The organism is Kitasatospora sp. NPDC059160 (assembly GCF_042755465.1).
Lineage (GTDB): Bacteria > Actinomycetota > Actinomycetes > Streptomycetales > Streptomycetaceae > Kitasatospora.
On sequence record NZ_JBHZCN010000026.1, the window covers coordinates 1 to 14,994 of the forward strand.

A 14,994-nucleotide genomic window follows, 5' to 3' on the forward strand; every position below is an offset into this window, starting at 1 on the left:
GCGTCCGGTACGGGTCCCCGTTTGTACAGCTTGCCTAAATCGTCGCGCTCCCGGGCCCGCCCGCCGCCCGAATCCCGGCCCGTGGGGGGGGGGGGGGCCCGCCGCCCGCCCGACGGGGTCACCGGGCCGGGCCCCGGCCCGGTCCCGGGGTCACGCCCCGGCCCGGCCCCCGGCCGGCCGGGGCCGGTCCGCCGCCGACCGCTGGGCGGGGACGGCGCGGTCGCGCTGGAGGTCCAGCAGCTCGCGGAACAGGCCGTCCGGGCGGGCGGCGAGTTCGGCCCAGGTGCCGGTCTGGACGATGCTGCCCTGGTCCATCACGATCACCCGGTCGGCGACCGCCGCGTTGGCGATGTTGTGGGTCACCAGCAGGGTGATCCGGCCCTCGGCGAGGCCGCGCAGGGCGTGCAGGATGCGGTGCTCGGCGCGCGGGTCGAGGTCCGAGGTGGGCTCGTCCAGGATCAGCAGCCCGGGGCTGCGCACCGTGCGGTACAGGGCCCGGGCGACGGCCGCGCGCTGCCAGCCGCCGCCGGACAGCTCGGCGCCGCCCCACCACCCCTGGGCGAGCAGGGTGCGCCAGCCCGAACGCAGCCGGCCGACCGTCTCGTCGAAGCCGGTCCGGGCCGCGGCCTCCACCACGTCCGCCATCCACCGCTCGGTGAGGTGGCCCAGGTGGACGTTCTCGGCGGCGCCGAGCGGCCAGCGGGCGAACTCCTGCGGCACCCGGGCGACCCGGGACCACATGCCGTCCGCGTCCAACTCCTCCACCGGCACGCCGTCCCAGGTGATCCGGCCGGACTGCGGCAGGTAGAGGCCGGAGAGCAGCTTGAGCAGGGTCGACTTGCCGCTGCCGTTCTGCCCGATCACGGCCACCACCTCGCCGGCCCGCAGGGTCAGGCTGACCCCGCGCAGGGCGGGCTCCTGCTGCTCGCCCGGGTAGGCGTGGCTCAGCCCGGTCACCTCGACCAACTGCGGTGCTCCCGGCACCAGTTCGCCGCGGTCGATGCGGTGGCCGCCGGCCTCGTCCAGGAAGGTGAAGTAGTCGTCCAGGTAGAGGCCCATCCGGTACAGCCGGGCGCCGTTGCCGACCAGGCCCTGCAGCCCGGAGGAGGCGGTGCGCAGCGCGAAGGTGGCGGTGCCGGCGGCGGCCAGGTCGATCCGGCCGGAGGCCACCAGGTAGAGCAGGGTGCCCCAGATCAGCGCGCTGCCGGCCCCGGTGCCGAGCGCGGCCAGCAGCGAGACCTTGGCCGCCTGCCGGGTGGCCCGGTCGGTGGCGGCGACGATCTTGGCCTCGGCGCGGCGGTACTTGGCCATCAGGAAGGGCGTGACCTGGTCCGAACGGACCTGGTCGGCGCGGGTCTTGTCGATCAGGAACCAGCGGTAGACGCGCAGCGCGCCGCGGTCCTCGTTGGTGACCACCGCGGCCAGGTAGTGGATCCGGGCGGTGCGCACGGCGGCGACGGCGGTCGGCACCGAACCGAGCAGCAGCAGCGGCACCAGCCAGGGGTGCAGCGTCGCCAGCACGCCCGCGGCGGCGGCCAGCGAGACGGTGGAGGCGATCACGTCCTGGGCGTTGGAGAGCAGGTCGGGCGTGGTCGAGGCGCCCCGGTCGGCGGCCTCCCACTGCTCGTTGTAGGCGGGTTCGTCGTACGCCTCCAGCTCGGCGGCGCACCCGGCGGCGATCAGCGCCAGCTCCGCCTCCCGGGTGATCCGGGGCGACACCCGGCCGGACAGGCCCACCACCGCGATGCCCAGGACGGCCCGCAGCCCGGCCGAGGCGGTCAGCAGGAGCAGGGAGGGCGTGGCGGTGCGCAGGTGCTCGGCCACCGGCCCGGGCACGAGCAGGGCGCCCAGGGTGCCGGTGGTGGCGTACAGCGCGAGCGCCCCCGCCACCCCGGCCAGCGCCTGGCAGACCAGCAGCAGCACGGTGGACGTGCGGTCCGCCGCCCAGGCCAGCGCCAGCGCCCGGCGGACCAGGTGGGGCAGGCGGCGCAGCATCGCGCCGGTGGACATCGACGCGCCCGCCTCGGCGCGGCGGTCGCCGGGGAAGCGCAGGTGCAGCTCCTCGTCGTGCTCGGCCCCGGCCGGGGACTTCTCGGCCAGGGGCTTCGTGGGCTTCACGACCTGTTTCGACACGGTGTTCCTCCCAGGTACGGCGGCAGACGGCCGCAGCGGTCCCGCACGCGGGCAGCCCTCACCGCGGGGTGGGCGCGGTGGGTCGGCAGCGGTGCCGGAGGGCACGCTGCGGAGGTCGGGCTGCCGGTGCGGACCCCGATCCTGGCAGCGGCCGACGGGCCCGTCCGGCGTGTCCCGCCCGCTCTCACCCGATCCGGGCGATTCCGTGTCGGCGACGGCGAGTTGGTGGATGTCGATCACCGGGACGCTCCGCGATGTTCGATGCGCGGCGGGCCCGGGCGGACCGGCGGCGGCTCATCCGCTCATCGGACGGCCACCCCACCCGCTCCGGGTCGGCGGGACGCTTCCTGTGGCCGGGTGGCGCGCCGAAGGTCACGATGGAGGCCCGAGCCGCCCCCAGCCCGATCGGAGTGCGATGAGCGAGCAGCACAACGTCGTCCTGCTGACCTTTCCCGACGGCGGCGCCTGGCGTCCCGCGTTCGACGAGGCGCAGCACCTGCCGGGGCTGCGGTACGCGGCGGCGATGGAGCGCAGTGCCGACGGCCTGCTGGAGATCAAGGACACCTTCACCCGGGGAGCCGGGGTGGCCACGGTCGGGTCGGGGGTGCTGGGCGGCCTGGTGGGGCTGCTCGGCGGGCCCGTGGGCGTGCTGCTCGGCTTCGCGGCGGGCGCGGCGCTCGGCAACGCGGCCGAGGAGCGCGCGGCCTCGGAGGGCGGCGCCGCGCTGATCGTGCTGTCGCCCCGGGTGCCGGACGGCGGGGCGCTGGTCGCCGTGGAGGTGCGGGAGGCCTCGCCCGGCCCGGCGGACGAGCTGGCCGCGAAGCACGGGGCGAGCGTCGAGCGGATCGACGAGCACGCCTTCACCGAGCAGGTCCGGGCCGCGGAGCGGAAGGCCGAGGAGAGCCGGAAGGCCGAGGAGGGCCGGGCGGACGAGGAGTCCTGAGCCCCCCGGCCCGCCCGGGGGGCTCACTCCGCCCGCAGCGCGTCCGCCGCCCGCCGCAACTTCCGTACCGCGCCGGGCGTACGGGCTCCGGCGTCATCCTTGCGGGGTAGTCGTCAGGTGCAGCGGCTGCCGCCGCTCGCGGGGCTGTCCCCGGCGGCGGCCGACCGCCACAATGACCCGGTGATCAACCACCCCACCGTGCGGCGGCTGCTGGACGGCGGCGCCGACGACGCGCCGCCCCCGCCCCGGCCCACCCGGCGCGGCCAGGCCTTCGACCTGGCCCTGGCCCTGTTCCTGGCCTCCGTCTGCGGCCGCTACGCCGTCGTCGCGGCCCACGCGCACGGCCAGTACGGTCCGGGCGGGCACGGATCGCCCTGGCACGGGATGCTGCTGCTGGTCCCCGTCGTCCCGCTGCCGCTGGTGCTGCGCCGGCGCCACCCGCTGGCGGTGCTGTGGACGGTGCTGGCGGCCGCCCTGCTGGTGCGGTCGCAGCACGAGGACATCGCGTTCTGGGCGGGCGTGGTGGTGATCGTCGCCGCTTACGGCGCGGCCGCCTACGGGCGCCGCCCGAAGGCCGTGCTGCTCGGCCTGGCGGCCGCCACCGCGGCCCTGGTGGTGCTCTTCGACCACGCCCTGCTGCCGCACTTCCAGAACTGGGTGATCGCCGTGCTGGTGCTGGTGCCGGTGCTGGCCGTCGCCTACGAACTGCGGATGTGGCGGCGCCGGGTGGAGGAGGGCCGGGAGCGGCTGACCGCCCTGGAGCGCGAGCAGCTGACCGCGCTGGACCGCGCGGTGGACCTGGAACGGGCCCGCATCGCCCGGGAGTTGCACGACGTGGTCACCCACAACGTGAGCATGATGACGATCCAGGCCGGGGCCGCCCGCAAGATCCTGGACACCGCTCCGGACAGGGCCCGCGAGGCGATGGCCGCGGTGGAGGCCGGCGGGCGCGCGGCGATGACCGAACTGCGCCAGGTGATGGGGCTGTTGACCATCGACTCGGAGACCGGCGGCGATCCCGCGACCACCGCCGACCTCAGCCCGCAGCCCGGCCTCGGCCGGCTCGACTCCCTGGTGGAGGGCGTGCGCCGGGCCGGCCTGCCGGTGGAGCTGACGGTGCGCGGGGAGCGCCGGACCGTCCCGCCCGGGGTCGAACTGGCCGCCTACCGGGTCGTCCAGGAGGCGCTCACCAACACCGTCAAGCACGCGGGCGGCGCCGCCGCCGCGGTGACCGTCGACTACGCCGCCGACCACCTCACGGTGGAGGTCACCGACACCGGCGGCCGCCCCACCGGCGCCGCCGCCACCGGCAACGGGCGCGGCCTGCTCGGTCTGCGCGAACGCCTCGCCGTCTACGGCGGCACCCTGCACACCGGCCCCCGGCCGCGCGGTGGCTACCGCGTCAAGGCCTCGATACCGCTGGAGAGTTGAGAGTTGACTGACACCGTGGAGCAGCACCCGATCCGCGTGGTGGTCGCCGACGACCAGGCCCTGGTCCGGATCGGCTTCCGGCTGATCCTGGAGTCCGAGGGGATCGAGGTGGCCGCCGAGGCCGAGGACGGCGAGCAGGCCGTCGCCGCCGTCCGCCGCACCCGGCCGGACGTGGTGCTGATGGACATCCGGATGCCCGGCCTGGACGGCCTGGAGGCCACCCGGCGGATCCTGGCCGGCCGGCCGGCGGACCGCGCCGCCGACGCGCCGCGGATCATCATGCTGACCACCTTCGACCTGGACCACTACGTCTACGCCGCGATGGCCGCCGGGGCCAGCGGCTTCCTGCTCAAGGACGTCACCCCGGAGCACCTGGCCGCCGCCGTCCGGCTGGTCCGCACCGGGGACGCCCTGCTCGCCCCGGCGATCACCCGCCGGCTGGTCGAGCGCTTCGCCCGCCCGGCCGCCCCCGAGGCGGCCGCCCCGCACCGTGAACTGGCCACCCCCACCCCGCGCGAGCTGGAGGTGATGGGGCTGCTGGCCCGTGGCCTCAGCAACGCCGAGCTGGCCGGCCGGCTCCAGCTCTCCGAGGCGACGGTGAAGACCCATGTGGCCCGGATCCTGGGCAAGTTGGGGCTGCGGGACCGGGCCCAGGTGGTGGTCGCGGCGTACGAGACCGGGCTGGTCAGCGCGGGCGCGCCGTAAGGGCGGAAGGGCGTAGGGGCGTAGGGGCGGAGGGGCGTAAGGGCGGAGGGGAACGCCGCAACGACGCACGGGAGCACGGGAGTTGGTCGACAACCCCCGGGCTCCCGCCGTCATCGGCTACCGCGTCACACCAGGTCGAAGCGGTCCGCGTTCATGACCTTGACCCAGGCCGCGACGAAGTCCTCCACGAACTTCTCCTTGGCGTCGTCGGCCGCGTACACCTCGGCGACGGCGCGCAGTTCGGAGTTCGAGCCGAACACCAGGTCGGCGCGGGTACCGGTCCACTTGACCGCACCGGAGGCGTCCCGGCCCTCGAAGGTGTGGGCGTCCCCCGAGGCGGAGGACCAACTGGTGCCCAGGTCCAGCAGGTTGACGAAGAAGTCGTTCGTCAGCACGCCCGGGGTCTCGGTCAGCACACCGTGCGCGGACTGCTGGTGGTTGGCGCCCAGCACGCGCAGACCGCCGACCAGCACGGTCAGTTCGGGCGCGCTCAGGCCCAGGAGGTTCGCCTTGTCCAGCAGCAGGAACTCGGCCGGCAGCCGGTTGCCCTTGCCGACCCAGTTGCGGAAGCCGTCCGCCTTGGGCTCCAGCGCGGCGAAGGACTCGATGTCGGTGAGCTCCTGCGGGGCGTCCACCCGGCCGGCCGCGAACGGCACCTCGACGGCCAGCCCGGCCGCCTTGGCCGCCTGCTCGACGCCGACGCCGCCGGCCAGCACCACCAGGTCGGCCAGCGAGACCTGCTTGTCGCCGGCCTGCGCGTTGAAGTCCCGCTGCACGCCCTCCAGCGCCCGCAGGACACCGGCCAGCCGGTCCGGCTCGTTGACCTCCCAGCCGGCCTGCGGCTGCAGCCGGATCCGGCCGCCGTTGGCACCGCCGCGCTTGTCGCTGCCGCGGAACGAGGAGGCCGCGGCCCAGGCCGCGGAGACCAGCTCGGAGACCGACAGGCCGGTCCCGGCGATCCGCCGCTTGAGGTCGGCGACGTCCGCGGCACCGACCTGCTGGTACGAGACGGCCGGCAGCGGGTCCTGCCAGAGCAGGTGCTCGGCCGGGACCTCCGGGCCGAGGTAGCGCACGACCGGGCCCATGTCGCGGTGGGTCAGCTTGTACCAGGCGCGGGCGAAGGCGTCGGCGAACTCCGCCGGGTTCTCCAGGAAGCGGCGCGAGATCGGCTCGTACACCGGGTCGAAGCGCAGCGACAGGTCGGTGGTGAGCATGATCGGGGTGTGCCGCTTGGCCGGGTCGTGGGCGTCCGGCACGGTGCCCTCGCCGGCGCCGTCCTTCGGCTTCCACTGGTGGGCGCCGGCCGGGCTCTCGGTGAGCTCCCACTCGTAGCCGAACAGGGTCTCGAAGAAGCTGTTGTCCCAGGTGATCGGGGTGGCCGTCCAGATGCCCTCGAGACCGCTGGTGATGGCGTCGGCGCCGACGCCGGTGCCGTAGCCGCTCTTCCAGCCGAGGCCCTGCTGCTCCATCGGCGCGGCCTCCGGGTCCGGGCCGACGTTGTCCGCCGGGCCGGCGCCGTGGGTCTTGCCGAAGGTGTGGCCACCGGCGATCAGCGCGACGGTCTCCTCGTCGTTCATCGCCATCCGGTAGAAGGTCTCGCGGATGTCGCGGGCGGCGGCGATCGGGTCCGGGTTGCCGTTGGGGCCCTCGGGGTTGACGTAGATCAGGCCCATCTGGACGGCGGCCAGCGGGCTCTCCAGCTCGCGGTCGCCGGTGTAGCGCTCGTCGCCGAGCCAGGTGGTCTCGGGGCCCCAGTAGACGTCCTCGTCGGGCTCCCACTCGTCGACCCGGCCGCCGCCGAAGCCGAAGGTCTCGAAGCCCATGCCCTCCAGCGCGACGTTGCCGGTCAGGACGATCAGGTCGGCCCAGGACAGGCTGCGCCCGTACTTCTTCTTCACCGGCCACAGCAGTCGGCGGGCCTTGTCCAGGCTGGCGTTGTCCGGCCAGCTGTTCAGCGGGGCGAAGCGCTGCTGGCCGCCGCCGGCGCCGCCGCGGCCGTCGCTGATCCGGTAGGTGCCGGCGCTGTGCCAGGCCATCCGGATCATGAACGGACCGTAGTGGCCGAAGTCGGCCGGCCACCAGGGCTGCGAGGTGGTGAGCACCTCCTGGATGTCCCGCTTGACGGCGGCGAGGTCCAGGGCGCTGAACGCCGCGGCGTAGTCGAAGTCCGCGCCGAGCGGGTTGGCGACGGCGGGGTTCTTGGCGAGGATCTTGAGGTTCAACCGCTCCGGCCACCACTGGCGGTTCCCGCCGCCCTGGGTGGGGTGGAGCGCGCGCCCGTGGTTGACCGGGCAGCCGCCCGCGCTCGCCTCTACACCGGTTGCATCGTGGTTCTCAGACATGGGAATCCTTCCGTACAAGGCGGATCACGGTGTCTATCTGCTACCTACGGCACCTACTGCTGCTATTCGGCACTGCCGTTACCCAGGCTAGCGCCGGAGCCGATCCTACGATGGACGTAGTCCAAGTCAAGAAAGACACCAAACCCCCGTCCGGCCGAGGTCGGAGGCCTCAGGACCGGCATTGGTAAACTCCGGTCTTCCCCCATGACCTGAATAGGTGAACCGTGATGAGTGACCTGCTGGAGCGGCTGCGCGAGCGCGGCTGGCGCCTCACCTCCCAGCGGCGTGTCGTGGCCGAGGTCCTGGACGGCGAGCACGTGCACCTGACCGCCGACGAGGTGCACGCCCGCGCGGCCGAGCGCCTCCCGGAGATCTCCCGCGCGACGGTGTACAACACCCTCGGCGAGCTGGTCACCCTCGGTGAGGTCATCGAGGTGTCCACGGACGGGCGCGCCAAGCGCTACGACCCCAACGCCCACCACCCGCACCAGCACCTGGTCTGCACCGGCTGCGGCGCCATCCGGGACGTCCACCCCCTGGGCGACCCGCTCGCCGACCTCCCGGCGGAGCAGCGGTTCGGCTTCGCCGTCTCGGGCGCCGAGGTCACCTACCGGGGCCTCTGCCCGGCCTGCGCGGGCTGAGCCGGCCCACCGGCGGAGCGCGCCGTCACCCCGGAACCGTCCAGCGCACCGGCAGGCTCTTGAGGCCGTTCTGGAAGTTGGACACCAGGCGCCGCGGCGGCCGGTCCGGGTCGAGCTCCAGGTCCGGGAGGCGGTCGAGGAGGTGGCGCAGGGCGGACCGCAGCTGCAGGCGGGCGAGCCGGGCGCCGACGCAGAAGTGCGGGCCGTACCCGAAGCTCACGTGGTCGTTCGGGGTGCGGGAGACGTCGAAGCGGTCCGGCTCCGGGAACACGGCCTCGTCCCGGTTCGCCGAGGCGTGGTGGACCACCACCTTGTCGCCCCGGCGGACCGGCTGCCCGGCGATCCGGGTGTCCCGGGTCGCGGTGCGGCGGAAGTGCACCACGGGCGGCCAGCAGCGCAGCATCTCCTCCACCGCCGACGGGACCAACTCCGGCCGCTCGCACAGGAGTCGGTACTGGTCCGGATGGCTGAGCAGGGTGTGCAGGCCGCCCGGCAGGCCGTTGCGCACGGTCTCGTTCCCGGCGACGGCGAAGAGGAAGAACATCGTCTCGAACTCGGCGGCGCTCAGGCCGGCGTCCCGCATGCGGGCGACGATGCTGCCCGGCGGCGGCTGTCGGGCGAGCGCGTGGGCGTAGGCGAACATGTCGGCGAGGGCCGCGCGGGAGCGCGGGTTGAGCGGGCGGCCGTCAGGGGCCGTGGGAGTGGTCGGCCGGTGGTCGAGCGCGGCGCGTCCCACGGCGGTGAGCCGGGACGGGTCGGCGGTACTGGACCGGGCGTACTCCGGGTCCTGGTAGCCGATCACCCGGTTCGACCAGTCGACCAGCAGCTGCCGGTCCTGCTCGGGCACGCCCAGGACCAGGGCCAGCGTCCACACGGGCAGATCGGCGGCGAGCGGCACGAAGTCGGCTTCGCCCAGGGGGCGGATCGCGGCGACCAGTTCGGCCGCGCGCCCCTCGACGGCGGCGGTCAGCCGGTGCAACGCGCGCGGGGTGAAGGCGGCGGTGACGATCCGGCGCAGCCGGGCGTGGTCCGGCGGGTCCTGGTTGAGCATCATGGTGCGGACGAAGGCCAGGTCGGCGGGGGTGTCCGGGTCGCGGATCTGGGTCGCCCCGAGGTGTGAGGAGAACAGCTCCGGGCTGCGCAGCACGTGCTTCACGTCCGCGTGCCGCAGCACCGCCCAGTAGCCCGGCCCGGCCGGCCAGTCCCCCACCGCCGGCTCCTCCACCCAGCAGACCGGGGCCTCGGCCCGCAGCTCGCGGAACAGCCCGTACGGAACGCCCTCGGCGTACGTCCCGGGCAGGAAGATCCGGTTCACCCGCGCCTGGTCCAGTGCCACGGTGACCGACCGTACTGCGTCGCGGTTGCGGCGATCAACCGGTGGGATCCCGTAAGGTCGGCCAATGGCCAAGTACTTCGACGTGCACCCCGAATCCCCCCAGCCGCGCACCATCAGCACCGTGGCCGACAGCCTCCGCTCCGGAGCCCTCATCGCGTACCCGACCGACTCCTGCTTCGCGCTCGGCTGCCGTCTGGACAACCGCGACGGGCTGGAGCGGATCCGGTCCATCCGGCGCCTCGACGACCGCCACCACTTCACCCTGGTGTGCGAGGACTTCGCTCAGCTGGGGCAGTTCGTCCAGCTCGACAACAACGTCTTCCGGGCCGTCAAGGCCGCGACGCCGGGCAGCTACACCTTCATCCTCCCCGCCACCAAGGAGGTGCCGCGCCGGCTGATGCACCCCAAGAAGAAGACCGTGGGGGTGCGGATCCCCGACCACGCCGTCACCCGGGCGCTGCTCGCCGAACTGGGCGAGCCCCTCCTCTCCAGCACCCTGATCCTCCCCGGCGAGGACGAGCCGATGACCCAGGGCTGGGAGATCAAGGAACGCCTCGACCACGTGCTGGACGCCGTGGTGGACTCCGGCGACTGCGGCACCGAGCCGACCACGGTCATCGACTTCTCCAGCGGCGAGGCCGAGATCACCCGCCGGGGGGCCGGCGACACCGCGCGCTTCGAGTGAGGGCCCGGCGGCCGGGGCCGGGGGCCCGGCCGCCCGGCGGCCCCCGGCTCAGCGGTGGCGGAGGTCCACGAACGAGCCCACCAGCCCACCGAGGGCGATCGCCGGGATCAGCGACGCGTCCCACGGCTGACCACCCGCCGGCCCGGAGGCCGCCACCAGGGCGGCGACCGCCAGCGCCGTCGCCCGCCCCGCGGTCGACTGCGGAATCAGCGGCGAGGGCTTGCCGTTTCGCCGCTCACGGGCCAGTTTGATGACGAGCAGGAGCAGTGCGACTGCGAGCAGTGGCGGCACCATGTCGTGGGTCATGCCGCCAGGATGTCATGGACGGTGATGAGTTGATCGAGTTGGGTGGGGTCATCGATCCGCAGGAAGGCCGCCTCGACGGCCAGTTGGAGCTCGGGCCCGCGCAGCCAGGCCGCGAAGGTCCGGTACGCGGCTCCCCGTTCGTCCCAAAGGGCGTCCCGCGGTTCGAGCTCACCGCCGAGGGCGAACTCGTACAGGCGCTCCACGGCCACGGGGCTCGCGAGCCGGGCCCATTCTGCTAGTCGGCCGCCGGTCCCGTCCGGATCGGCGGCTCCCAGAGCACTGAGCACGGCCTCGGTGTCCCCGCACTGCCGGGCGTCGTGCAGGACGTCCGGCCACAGGGCGTCGAGGAGCCGGCGCAGGTACGGCGCCTCCGGCCAGTCCTGCCAGCCGGCCTGCGCCAGCTTGCGGCAGACCAACGGCACGCCGGGCCAGGCGAGTTCGCCGGTCAGGACGAGCTGGAGGATGCGCGGCGCGAAGTAGCGCAGGTCGGCGGGCGAGCCGACGGTGTTCAGCACGGAGGCGGCGTAGGGCCCCAGCTCCTCGGGCGTCAACTGCGCGCGGGGCGCGCCCAGGAGGCGGTCCAGCCCGGCCCGGGAGGCGCAGCAGGGGCAGGCGTCGATGCGGCTCGGCCGCGGGGCGGTCGAGAACACCTCGGGGAGACCGGTGACCAGGTGCTGCAGTGCGGTGCCGTCCGTCATGGCCGCCATTCAACAGGTCCGCCGGGACGGGCGTGGGTGCGTTTCGGCCGGGCTGGACCAGGCACGCGTCGGCCCGGGGTTGCGCAGGGCCACCCCGGGTGTGGGGGAACAGATCCGATCGGCGTGTGGTTGGGGCAGGGCGACGGCCAAGGACGGCACTCGCGAAGGGGCTTACCCATGAAGATCGGCATCATCGGCGCGGGCAACATCGGCGGTAACCTCACGCGGCGGCTGACGGCTCTCGGGCACGAGGTCTCGGTGGCGAACTCGCGCGGGCCGGAGTCGTTGCGGGCGCTGGTCGAGGAGACGGGCGCGAAGGCGGTAACGGCCGCGGAGGCGGCGCACGGCGCCCAGGTCGTGGTGGTGACGGTGCCGTTGAAAAACGTACCGGGCCTGCCCGCGGGGCTGTTCGACGGCGCCGCCGAGGGGCTCGCGGTGATCGACACCGGCAACTACTACCCGAAGGAGCGCGACGGCCGGATCGACGCGATCGAGGACGGCGGGCTGACGGAGAGCCGCTGGACGGAGCAGCACCTGGGCCACCCGGTGGTGAAGGTGTTCAACGGCACCTACGCGCAGGACCTGCTGGACCGCCCGCGCCCGGCGGGCGACCCGGAGCGCCTCGCCGTGCCGGTCTCCTCGGACGACGAGGCGGCGAAGGCCGTGGTGCGGGCGCTGGTCGACGAGTTGGGCTTCGACACCGTGGACGCCGGCGGCATCGACGAGTCCTGGCGCCAGCAGCCGGCCACGCCGGTGTACGGGCTGCGCGCCGGGGTGGCGGCGGTCACCCGGGCGCTCGCGGAGGCGTCCCCGGAGCGCCCGGAGGCGCACCGGGCCTGAGGCACCGCAGCGGGGCCCGGCCGCTCAGGGCTCCGTCGGCAGGGCCCCGCCGGTCAGGGCTCCGCCGCTCAGGGCTCCGCCGGTCAGGCCGAACTCGCCCGCACCACCAGTTCGGTGGGCAGCTCCAGGCCGCCCGTCGGCGCGGCCCCGCCGTGCACCTGGTCCAGCAGCCGGGTGACCAGCCCGGCCGCCAGGGCCCGCAGCGGCAGCCGGACCGAGGTCAGCGGCGGGTGCAGGTGGCGGCAGAGCGGTGAGTCGTAGAACCCGGTGACCGCCACCCCGGCGGGCCCGACCGCCGACCCCTCGGCCCGGATCGCCTCGTACGCGTCCAGCGCCAGCAGGTCGCTGCCCGCGGCGACGGCCGTCGGCCGGTCGGGCCCGCGCAGCAGCTCCCGCACGGCCGCCACCGGCCCGGCCGTCGGCGCCGCCTCCGACGGGGCGACCGCCGTCAGGCCCAGTCGGCGCGTCTCGGCGAGGAAGCCCGCCCGCCGAGCCGCCATCCAGGGCAGGTCCTCGGCGGCGCCGAGGTAGCCGATCCGGCGGTGACCCCGCGCCGCGAGGTGCCGCACCACCGCGGCCATCGCCGCGTCGTTGGCGATGTCCGCCCAGTGCTGCGGCTCGCCCGGTCCGGTCCGGCCGAAGCTGACGAAGGGCACGCCCAGCCCGGCGACGTGGGCGATCCGCCGGTCCTCGGTCAGGACGTCCGCCAGCACCAGCCCGTCGACTTGCCGGGCCGCCACCAGTTCGTCGATGGCCGCCACCGGGTCCGCCGCGGGCGGGGCGGGCCGGAACAGCAGCACCCGCTGCCCGCGTTCCCCGGCCGCGTCGACCAGGGCCTCCAGGAAGCCGGCCATCAGCGGGTTGGGGTCGAGCGGGTCGTCCACCGGCGCGAGGTAGCCGATGGTGCGCCGGGCGCCGCTGCGCAGCGACCGGGCCGACTGGTCGGGCTGGTAGCCGAGTTCGCGGATCGCCGTGCTGACCCTGGTCAGCGTCTCGGCGCGGACCCGGTGCGGGGCGTTGAGCGCGTTGGAGACGGTCTGCCGGGAGACCCCGGCCGCGCGGGCGACCTCCTCGATGGTGGTGGCGCCACGGCGCGGTCGGTGCGCTCCCTCGGGCATGCGGGTCCTCCGGTGGTGGGTCAGGGGCGGCGCAGCGACAGCAGCCCGCCGCGCGGCACCGCGAGGGTGTCCGTCCAGTCGAGGTCGATCTCGTCCTGCCGGACGATACGCCCCCGGGCGTCCTGGACGGTGGCGGTGGCCCTGCCGCTGCCGCCCACCAGCCGGACGTCCGGGTCGGCGTCGGCGTTGGCCACCAGCAGGGTGTGCCAGTCGTCCGCCGAGACGTCCACCGGCAGCGCCGCGTACCGGGCGACCACGACCGTCCCCTCCCCGCGGGCGGTGACCAGCGGGTATCCGAGGTCGGGCCGGCTGGGGAGCAGTTCGCCGCGCTGCAGGGTGTCGAGGTGCTCGCGGAACACCCCCAGCCAGAAGGCGATCGCCTCGCGCTGCCCGGGGTCCTGCGCGGCGAGGTCGACGGAGATCTGGGGCACCGAGAAGAGCACGTTGACCAGGTGGCAGGCGATCTGCTCGGGCGGCTCGGCCGGGTGCCACATCAGCATGTCCGCGTGCACCGGCACCGGCCCGGCGGCCAGCCGCACGTCGACGGTGCGCTGCCGGTTCTCCTGCGGGCTGAGCGGGCAGTCGGTGGCCCGGATCATGGTGGCGTACGGCCACAGGGCGGGGCTGACGTACGGCTGCCGGTGCTCGATCATCGCGTCCGGGTGGGCGGCGGTGGTCCGGGCCCGGATCGCGGCGAGCAGTCGCTCCACGCCCTCGGCCACCTCGGCGCAGTCCGCCTCGGGGCCGGGCCCGGGGGCGTCGGGGCGCTCGGCGGCGCGGGCGAAGGAGTCGACGAAGTCGACCTTGAGCCCGTCCATGCCCCACTCCTCGACGGCCCGGGCCAGCCGGTCGGTGAGGAACTCGCGGACCTCGGGGTAGCGCGGGTCGGCGACCACCGCGCCCAGGTGGGGGACGTCGGCGAGGGCGTGCCGGCCGATCTTCCGGTAGGCGGCGCTGTCCTTGCCGATGAACGGCAGCGCGTACCAGAGCAGGTAGCGGACGCCGAGGTCGTGGACGCGCCGGACGTGCTCGGCGGTGTCGGGCAGCGAGACGGGCTCCCAGTCGCCGCAGTGGGCGTAGCCGCGGGTGCGGTCGGCGGTCATCCAGCCGTCGTCGACGATGATCACGTCCAGCCCGAGGGCCTTGCCGAGCGCGGCCTGGGCCTCGATCCGCTCGGGCGAGACGTCCTGGTGCATCGCGTACCAGGTGGAGTAGGCGGGGCGGCGGGCGTCCTCCGGGACGACGACGGAACGGCCCTCGCCCCACCAGGCGGTCAGGTCGGCCAGGCAGCGGGCGAAGTGCCGGCCCGAGGTGTCGATCCGGACGGTGATCCGGCCGGCGGCCTGGGCCCAGCAGCGGAAGTCACCGGTCTCCTCGACCACTCCGGCCCCGACCAGCACCTCGGTCTGCTCGGCCGCGAAGGCGCAGACCGCGGTGTCCCCGGTGCCGACCAGCGCGGCGATCGGGGCGCCGGCGGCGGGGCCGGTGCGGCGCGGGGCGCTCCAGGCGGCGGGCAGCCAGCCGGTGCCGCGCGGTTCCGGGGTCCAGAAGGAGGTGACGTCCACGCAGGGCACCCGCCACTCGATCCGGACCTCGGCCGGGCCCTCGGCGCTCACCTCGACCACGCCGTCGGCGACCTCCCGGACGGTGGCGGTGCCGCTCGCCCGCAGGTCCAGGCCCCGGGCGTGGGGCAACGGGTGGAGCGCTCCGGGGGCGGGGGCGTGCGGCTCCCAGACCTCGGCCGTGCTCCCGGCCGTAGTCCCCGCTGCGGTGTCGGCCGCGGTCCCCGCTGCGGTGTCGGTCTCGGTCATGCCGC

At 74.9% G+C, this 14,994-nt stretch carries 13 protein-coding genes; 6 read left to right on the forward strand and 7 right to left on the reverse strand.

The window, feature by feature from the left end; genetic code table 11:
• Nucleotides 1-150: 150 nt before the first annotated feature.
• Nucleotides 151-2,118 carry an ATP-binding cassette domain-containing protein gene (locus tag ACFXOZ_RS13565; RefSeq protein ID WP_380521528.1) on the reverse strand — a complete coding sequence of 656 codons (1,968 nt, stop codon included), beginning with the start codon at nucleotides 2,116-2,118 and terminating at the stop codon, nucleotides 151-153.
• Nucleotides 2,119-2,548: 430 nt separating this feature from the next.
• Between ACFXOZ_RS13565 and ACFXOZ_RS13570 the strand changes: the two genes are divergently transcribed.
• From ACFXOZ_RS13570 to ACFXOZ_RS13580, 3 genes are all read left to right on the forward strand, one after another.
• On the forward strand, nucleotides 2,549-3,076 hold the full coding sequence (locus tag ACFXOZ_RS13570) for a histidine kinase (RefSeq protein ID WP_380590064.1): 528 nt from the start codon (nucleotides 2,549-2,551) through the stop codon (nucleotides 3,074-3,076).
• Nucleotides 3,077-3,256: 180 nt separating this feature from the next.
• Nucleotides 3,257-4,507 carry a sensor histidine kinase gene (locus ACFXOZ_RS13575; RefSeq protein ID WP_380521531.1) on the forward strand — a complete coding sequence of 417 codons (1,251 nt, stop codon included), beginning with the start codon at nucleotides 3,257-3,259 and terminating at the stop codon, nucleotides 4,505-4,507.
• Between the two features lie 3 nt (nucleotides 4,508-4,510).
• Complete coding sequence (locus ACFXOZ_RS13580; RefSeq protein ID WP_380590067.1) at nucleotides 4,511-5,212, forward strand: response regulator; 702 nt, start codon at nucleotides 4,511-4,513, stop codon at nucleotides 5,210-5,212.
• A 125-nt stretch (nucleotides 5,213-5,337) separates the two neighbouring features.
• Here ACFXOZ_RS13580 and katG read toward each other — a convergent pair whose 3' ends face one another.
• Entirely contained in the window at nucleotides 5,338-7,554 is a 2,217-nt protein-coding gene (katG, locus tag ACFXOZ_RS13585) for a catalase/peroxidase HPI (protein WP_380521535.1), read from the reverse strand.
• Nucleotides 7,555-7,781: 227 nt separating this feature from the next.
• Here katG and ACFXOZ_RS13590 point away from each other — a divergent pair, with 227 nt between their 5' ends.
• Nucleotides 7,782-8,195 (forward strand): Fur family transcriptional regulator, encoded by a 414-nt coding sequence (locus ACFXOZ_RS13590; RefSeq protein ID WP_360238584.1) that lies wholly within the window; start codon nucleotides 7,782-7,784, stop codon nucleotides 8,193-8,195.
• A 25-nt stretch (nucleotides 8,196-8,220) separates the two neighbouring features.
• Here the strand turns inward: ACFXOZ_RS13590 and ACFXOZ_RS13595 are convergent, their stop codons facing one another.
• Nucleotides 8,221-9,531, reverse strand: coding sequence for a cytochrome P450 (locus tag ACFXOZ_RS13595; protein ID WP_380590070.1), 1,311 nt, complete (start codon nucleotides 9,529-9,531; stop codon nucleotides 8,221-8,223).
• Between the two features lie 64 nt (nucleotides 9,532-9,595).
• Between ACFXOZ_RS13595 and ACFXOZ_RS13600 the strand changes: the two genes are divergently transcribed.
• Nucleotides 9,596-10,216 carry an L-threonylcarbamoyladenylate synthase gene (locus tag ACFXOZ_RS13600; protein WP_375883736.1) on the forward strand — a complete coding sequence of 207 codons (621 nt, stop codon included), beginning with the start codon at nucleotides 9,596-9,598 and terminating at the stop codon, nucleotides 10,214-10,216.
• A 48-nt stretch (nucleotides 10,217-10,264) separates the two neighbouring features.
• On the opposite strand, the gene ACFXOZ_RS13605 is transcribed toward ACFXOZ_RS13600, so the two are convergent.
• Both ACFXOZ_RS13605 and ACFXOZ_RS13610 read right to left on the reverse strand, forming a co-directional pair.
• Nucleotides 10,265-10,522, reverse strand: coding sequence for a hypothetical protein (locus ACFXOZ_RS13605; RefSeq protein WP_375883734.1), 258 nt, complete (start codon nucleotides 10,520-10,522; stop codon nucleotides 10,265-10,267).
• Entirely contained in the window at nucleotides 10,519-11,220 is a 702-nt protein-coding gene (locus tag ACFXOZ_RS13610) for a hypothetical protein (RefSeq protein ID WP_380590073.1), read from the reverse strand. Before ACFXOZ_RS13610 ends, ACFXOZ_RS13605 begins: the two co-directional genes overlap by 4 nt.
• Before the next feature lie 177 nt (nucleotides 11,221-11,397).
• Between ACFXOZ_RS13610 and ACFXOZ_RS13615 the strand changes: the two genes are divergently transcribed.
• Nucleotides 11,398-12,060, forward strand: a complete 663-nt coding sequence (locus tag ACFXOZ_RS13615) for an NADPH-dependent F420 reductase (protein ID WP_380521543.1) — start codon at nucleotides 11,398-11,400, stop codon at nucleotides 12,058-12,060.
• 83 nt (nucleotides 12,061-12,143) lie between these two features.
• Here ACFXOZ_RS13615 and ACFXOZ_RS13620 read toward each other — a convergent pair whose 3' ends face one another.
• Together ACFXOZ_RS13620 and ACFXOZ_RS13625 are read right to left on the reverse strand one after the other, a co-directional pair.
• Nucleotides 12,144-13,178 carry a LacI family DNA-binding transcriptional regulator gene (locus tag ACFXOZ_RS13620; protein WP_375883722.1) on the reverse strand — a complete coding sequence of 345 codons (1,035 nt, stop codon included), beginning with the start codon at nucleotides 13,176-13,178 and terminating at the stop codon, nucleotides 12,144-12,146.
• Between the two features lie 20 nt (nucleotides 13,179-13,198).
• A complete protein-coding gene (locus tag ACFXOZ_RS13625; RefSeq protein WP_380590076.1) occupies nucleotides 13,199-14,989 on the reverse strand; it encodes a glycoside hydrolase family 36 protein in 1,791 nt (596 codons plus the stop codon).
• Nucleotides 14,990-14,994 lie beyond the last annotated feature (5 nt).

Excerpts from the sequence above, each read along its gene's own strand:
- ACFXOZ_RS13570 (WP_380590064.1), top strand. The coding sequence starts at position 2,549 with ATGAGCGAGCAGCACAACGTCGTCCTGCTGACCTTTCCCGACGGCGGC.
- ACFXOZ_RS13600 (WP_375883736.1), top strand. The coding sequence starts at position 9,596 with ATGGCCAAGTACTTCGACGTGCACCCCGAATCCCCCCAGCCGCGCACC.
- ACFXOZ_RS13590 (WP_360238584.1), top strand. The coding sequence starts at position 7,782 with ATGAGTGACCTGCTGGAGCGGCTGCGCGAGCGCGGCTGGCGCCTCACC.
- ACFXOZ_RS13610 (WP_380590073.1), bottom strand. The coding sequence starts at position 11,220 with ATGACGGACGGCACCGCACTGCAGCACCTGGTCACCGGTCTCCCCGAG.
- ACFXOZ_RS13620 (WP_375883722.1), bottom strand. The coding sequence starts at position 13,178 with ATGCCCGAGGGAGCGCACCGACCGCGCCGTGGCGCCACCACCATCGAG.
- ACFXOZ_RS13615 (WP_380521543.1), top strand. The coding sequence starts at position 11,398 with ATGAAGATCGGCATCATCGGCGCGGGCAACATCGGCGGTAACCTCACG.
- katG (WP_380521535.1), bottom strand. The coding sequence starts at position 7,554 with ATGTCTGAGAACCACGATGCAACCGGTGTAGAGGCGAGCGCGGGCGGC.
- ACFXOZ_RS13605 (WP_375883734.1), bottom strand. The coding sequence starts at position 10,522 with ATGACCCACGACATGGTGCCGCCACTGCTCGCAGTCGCACTGCTCCTG.
- ACFXOZ_RS13625 (WP_380590076.1), bottom strand. The coding sequence starts at position 14,989 with ATGACCGAGACCGACACCGCAGCGGGGACCGCGGCCGACACCGCAGCG.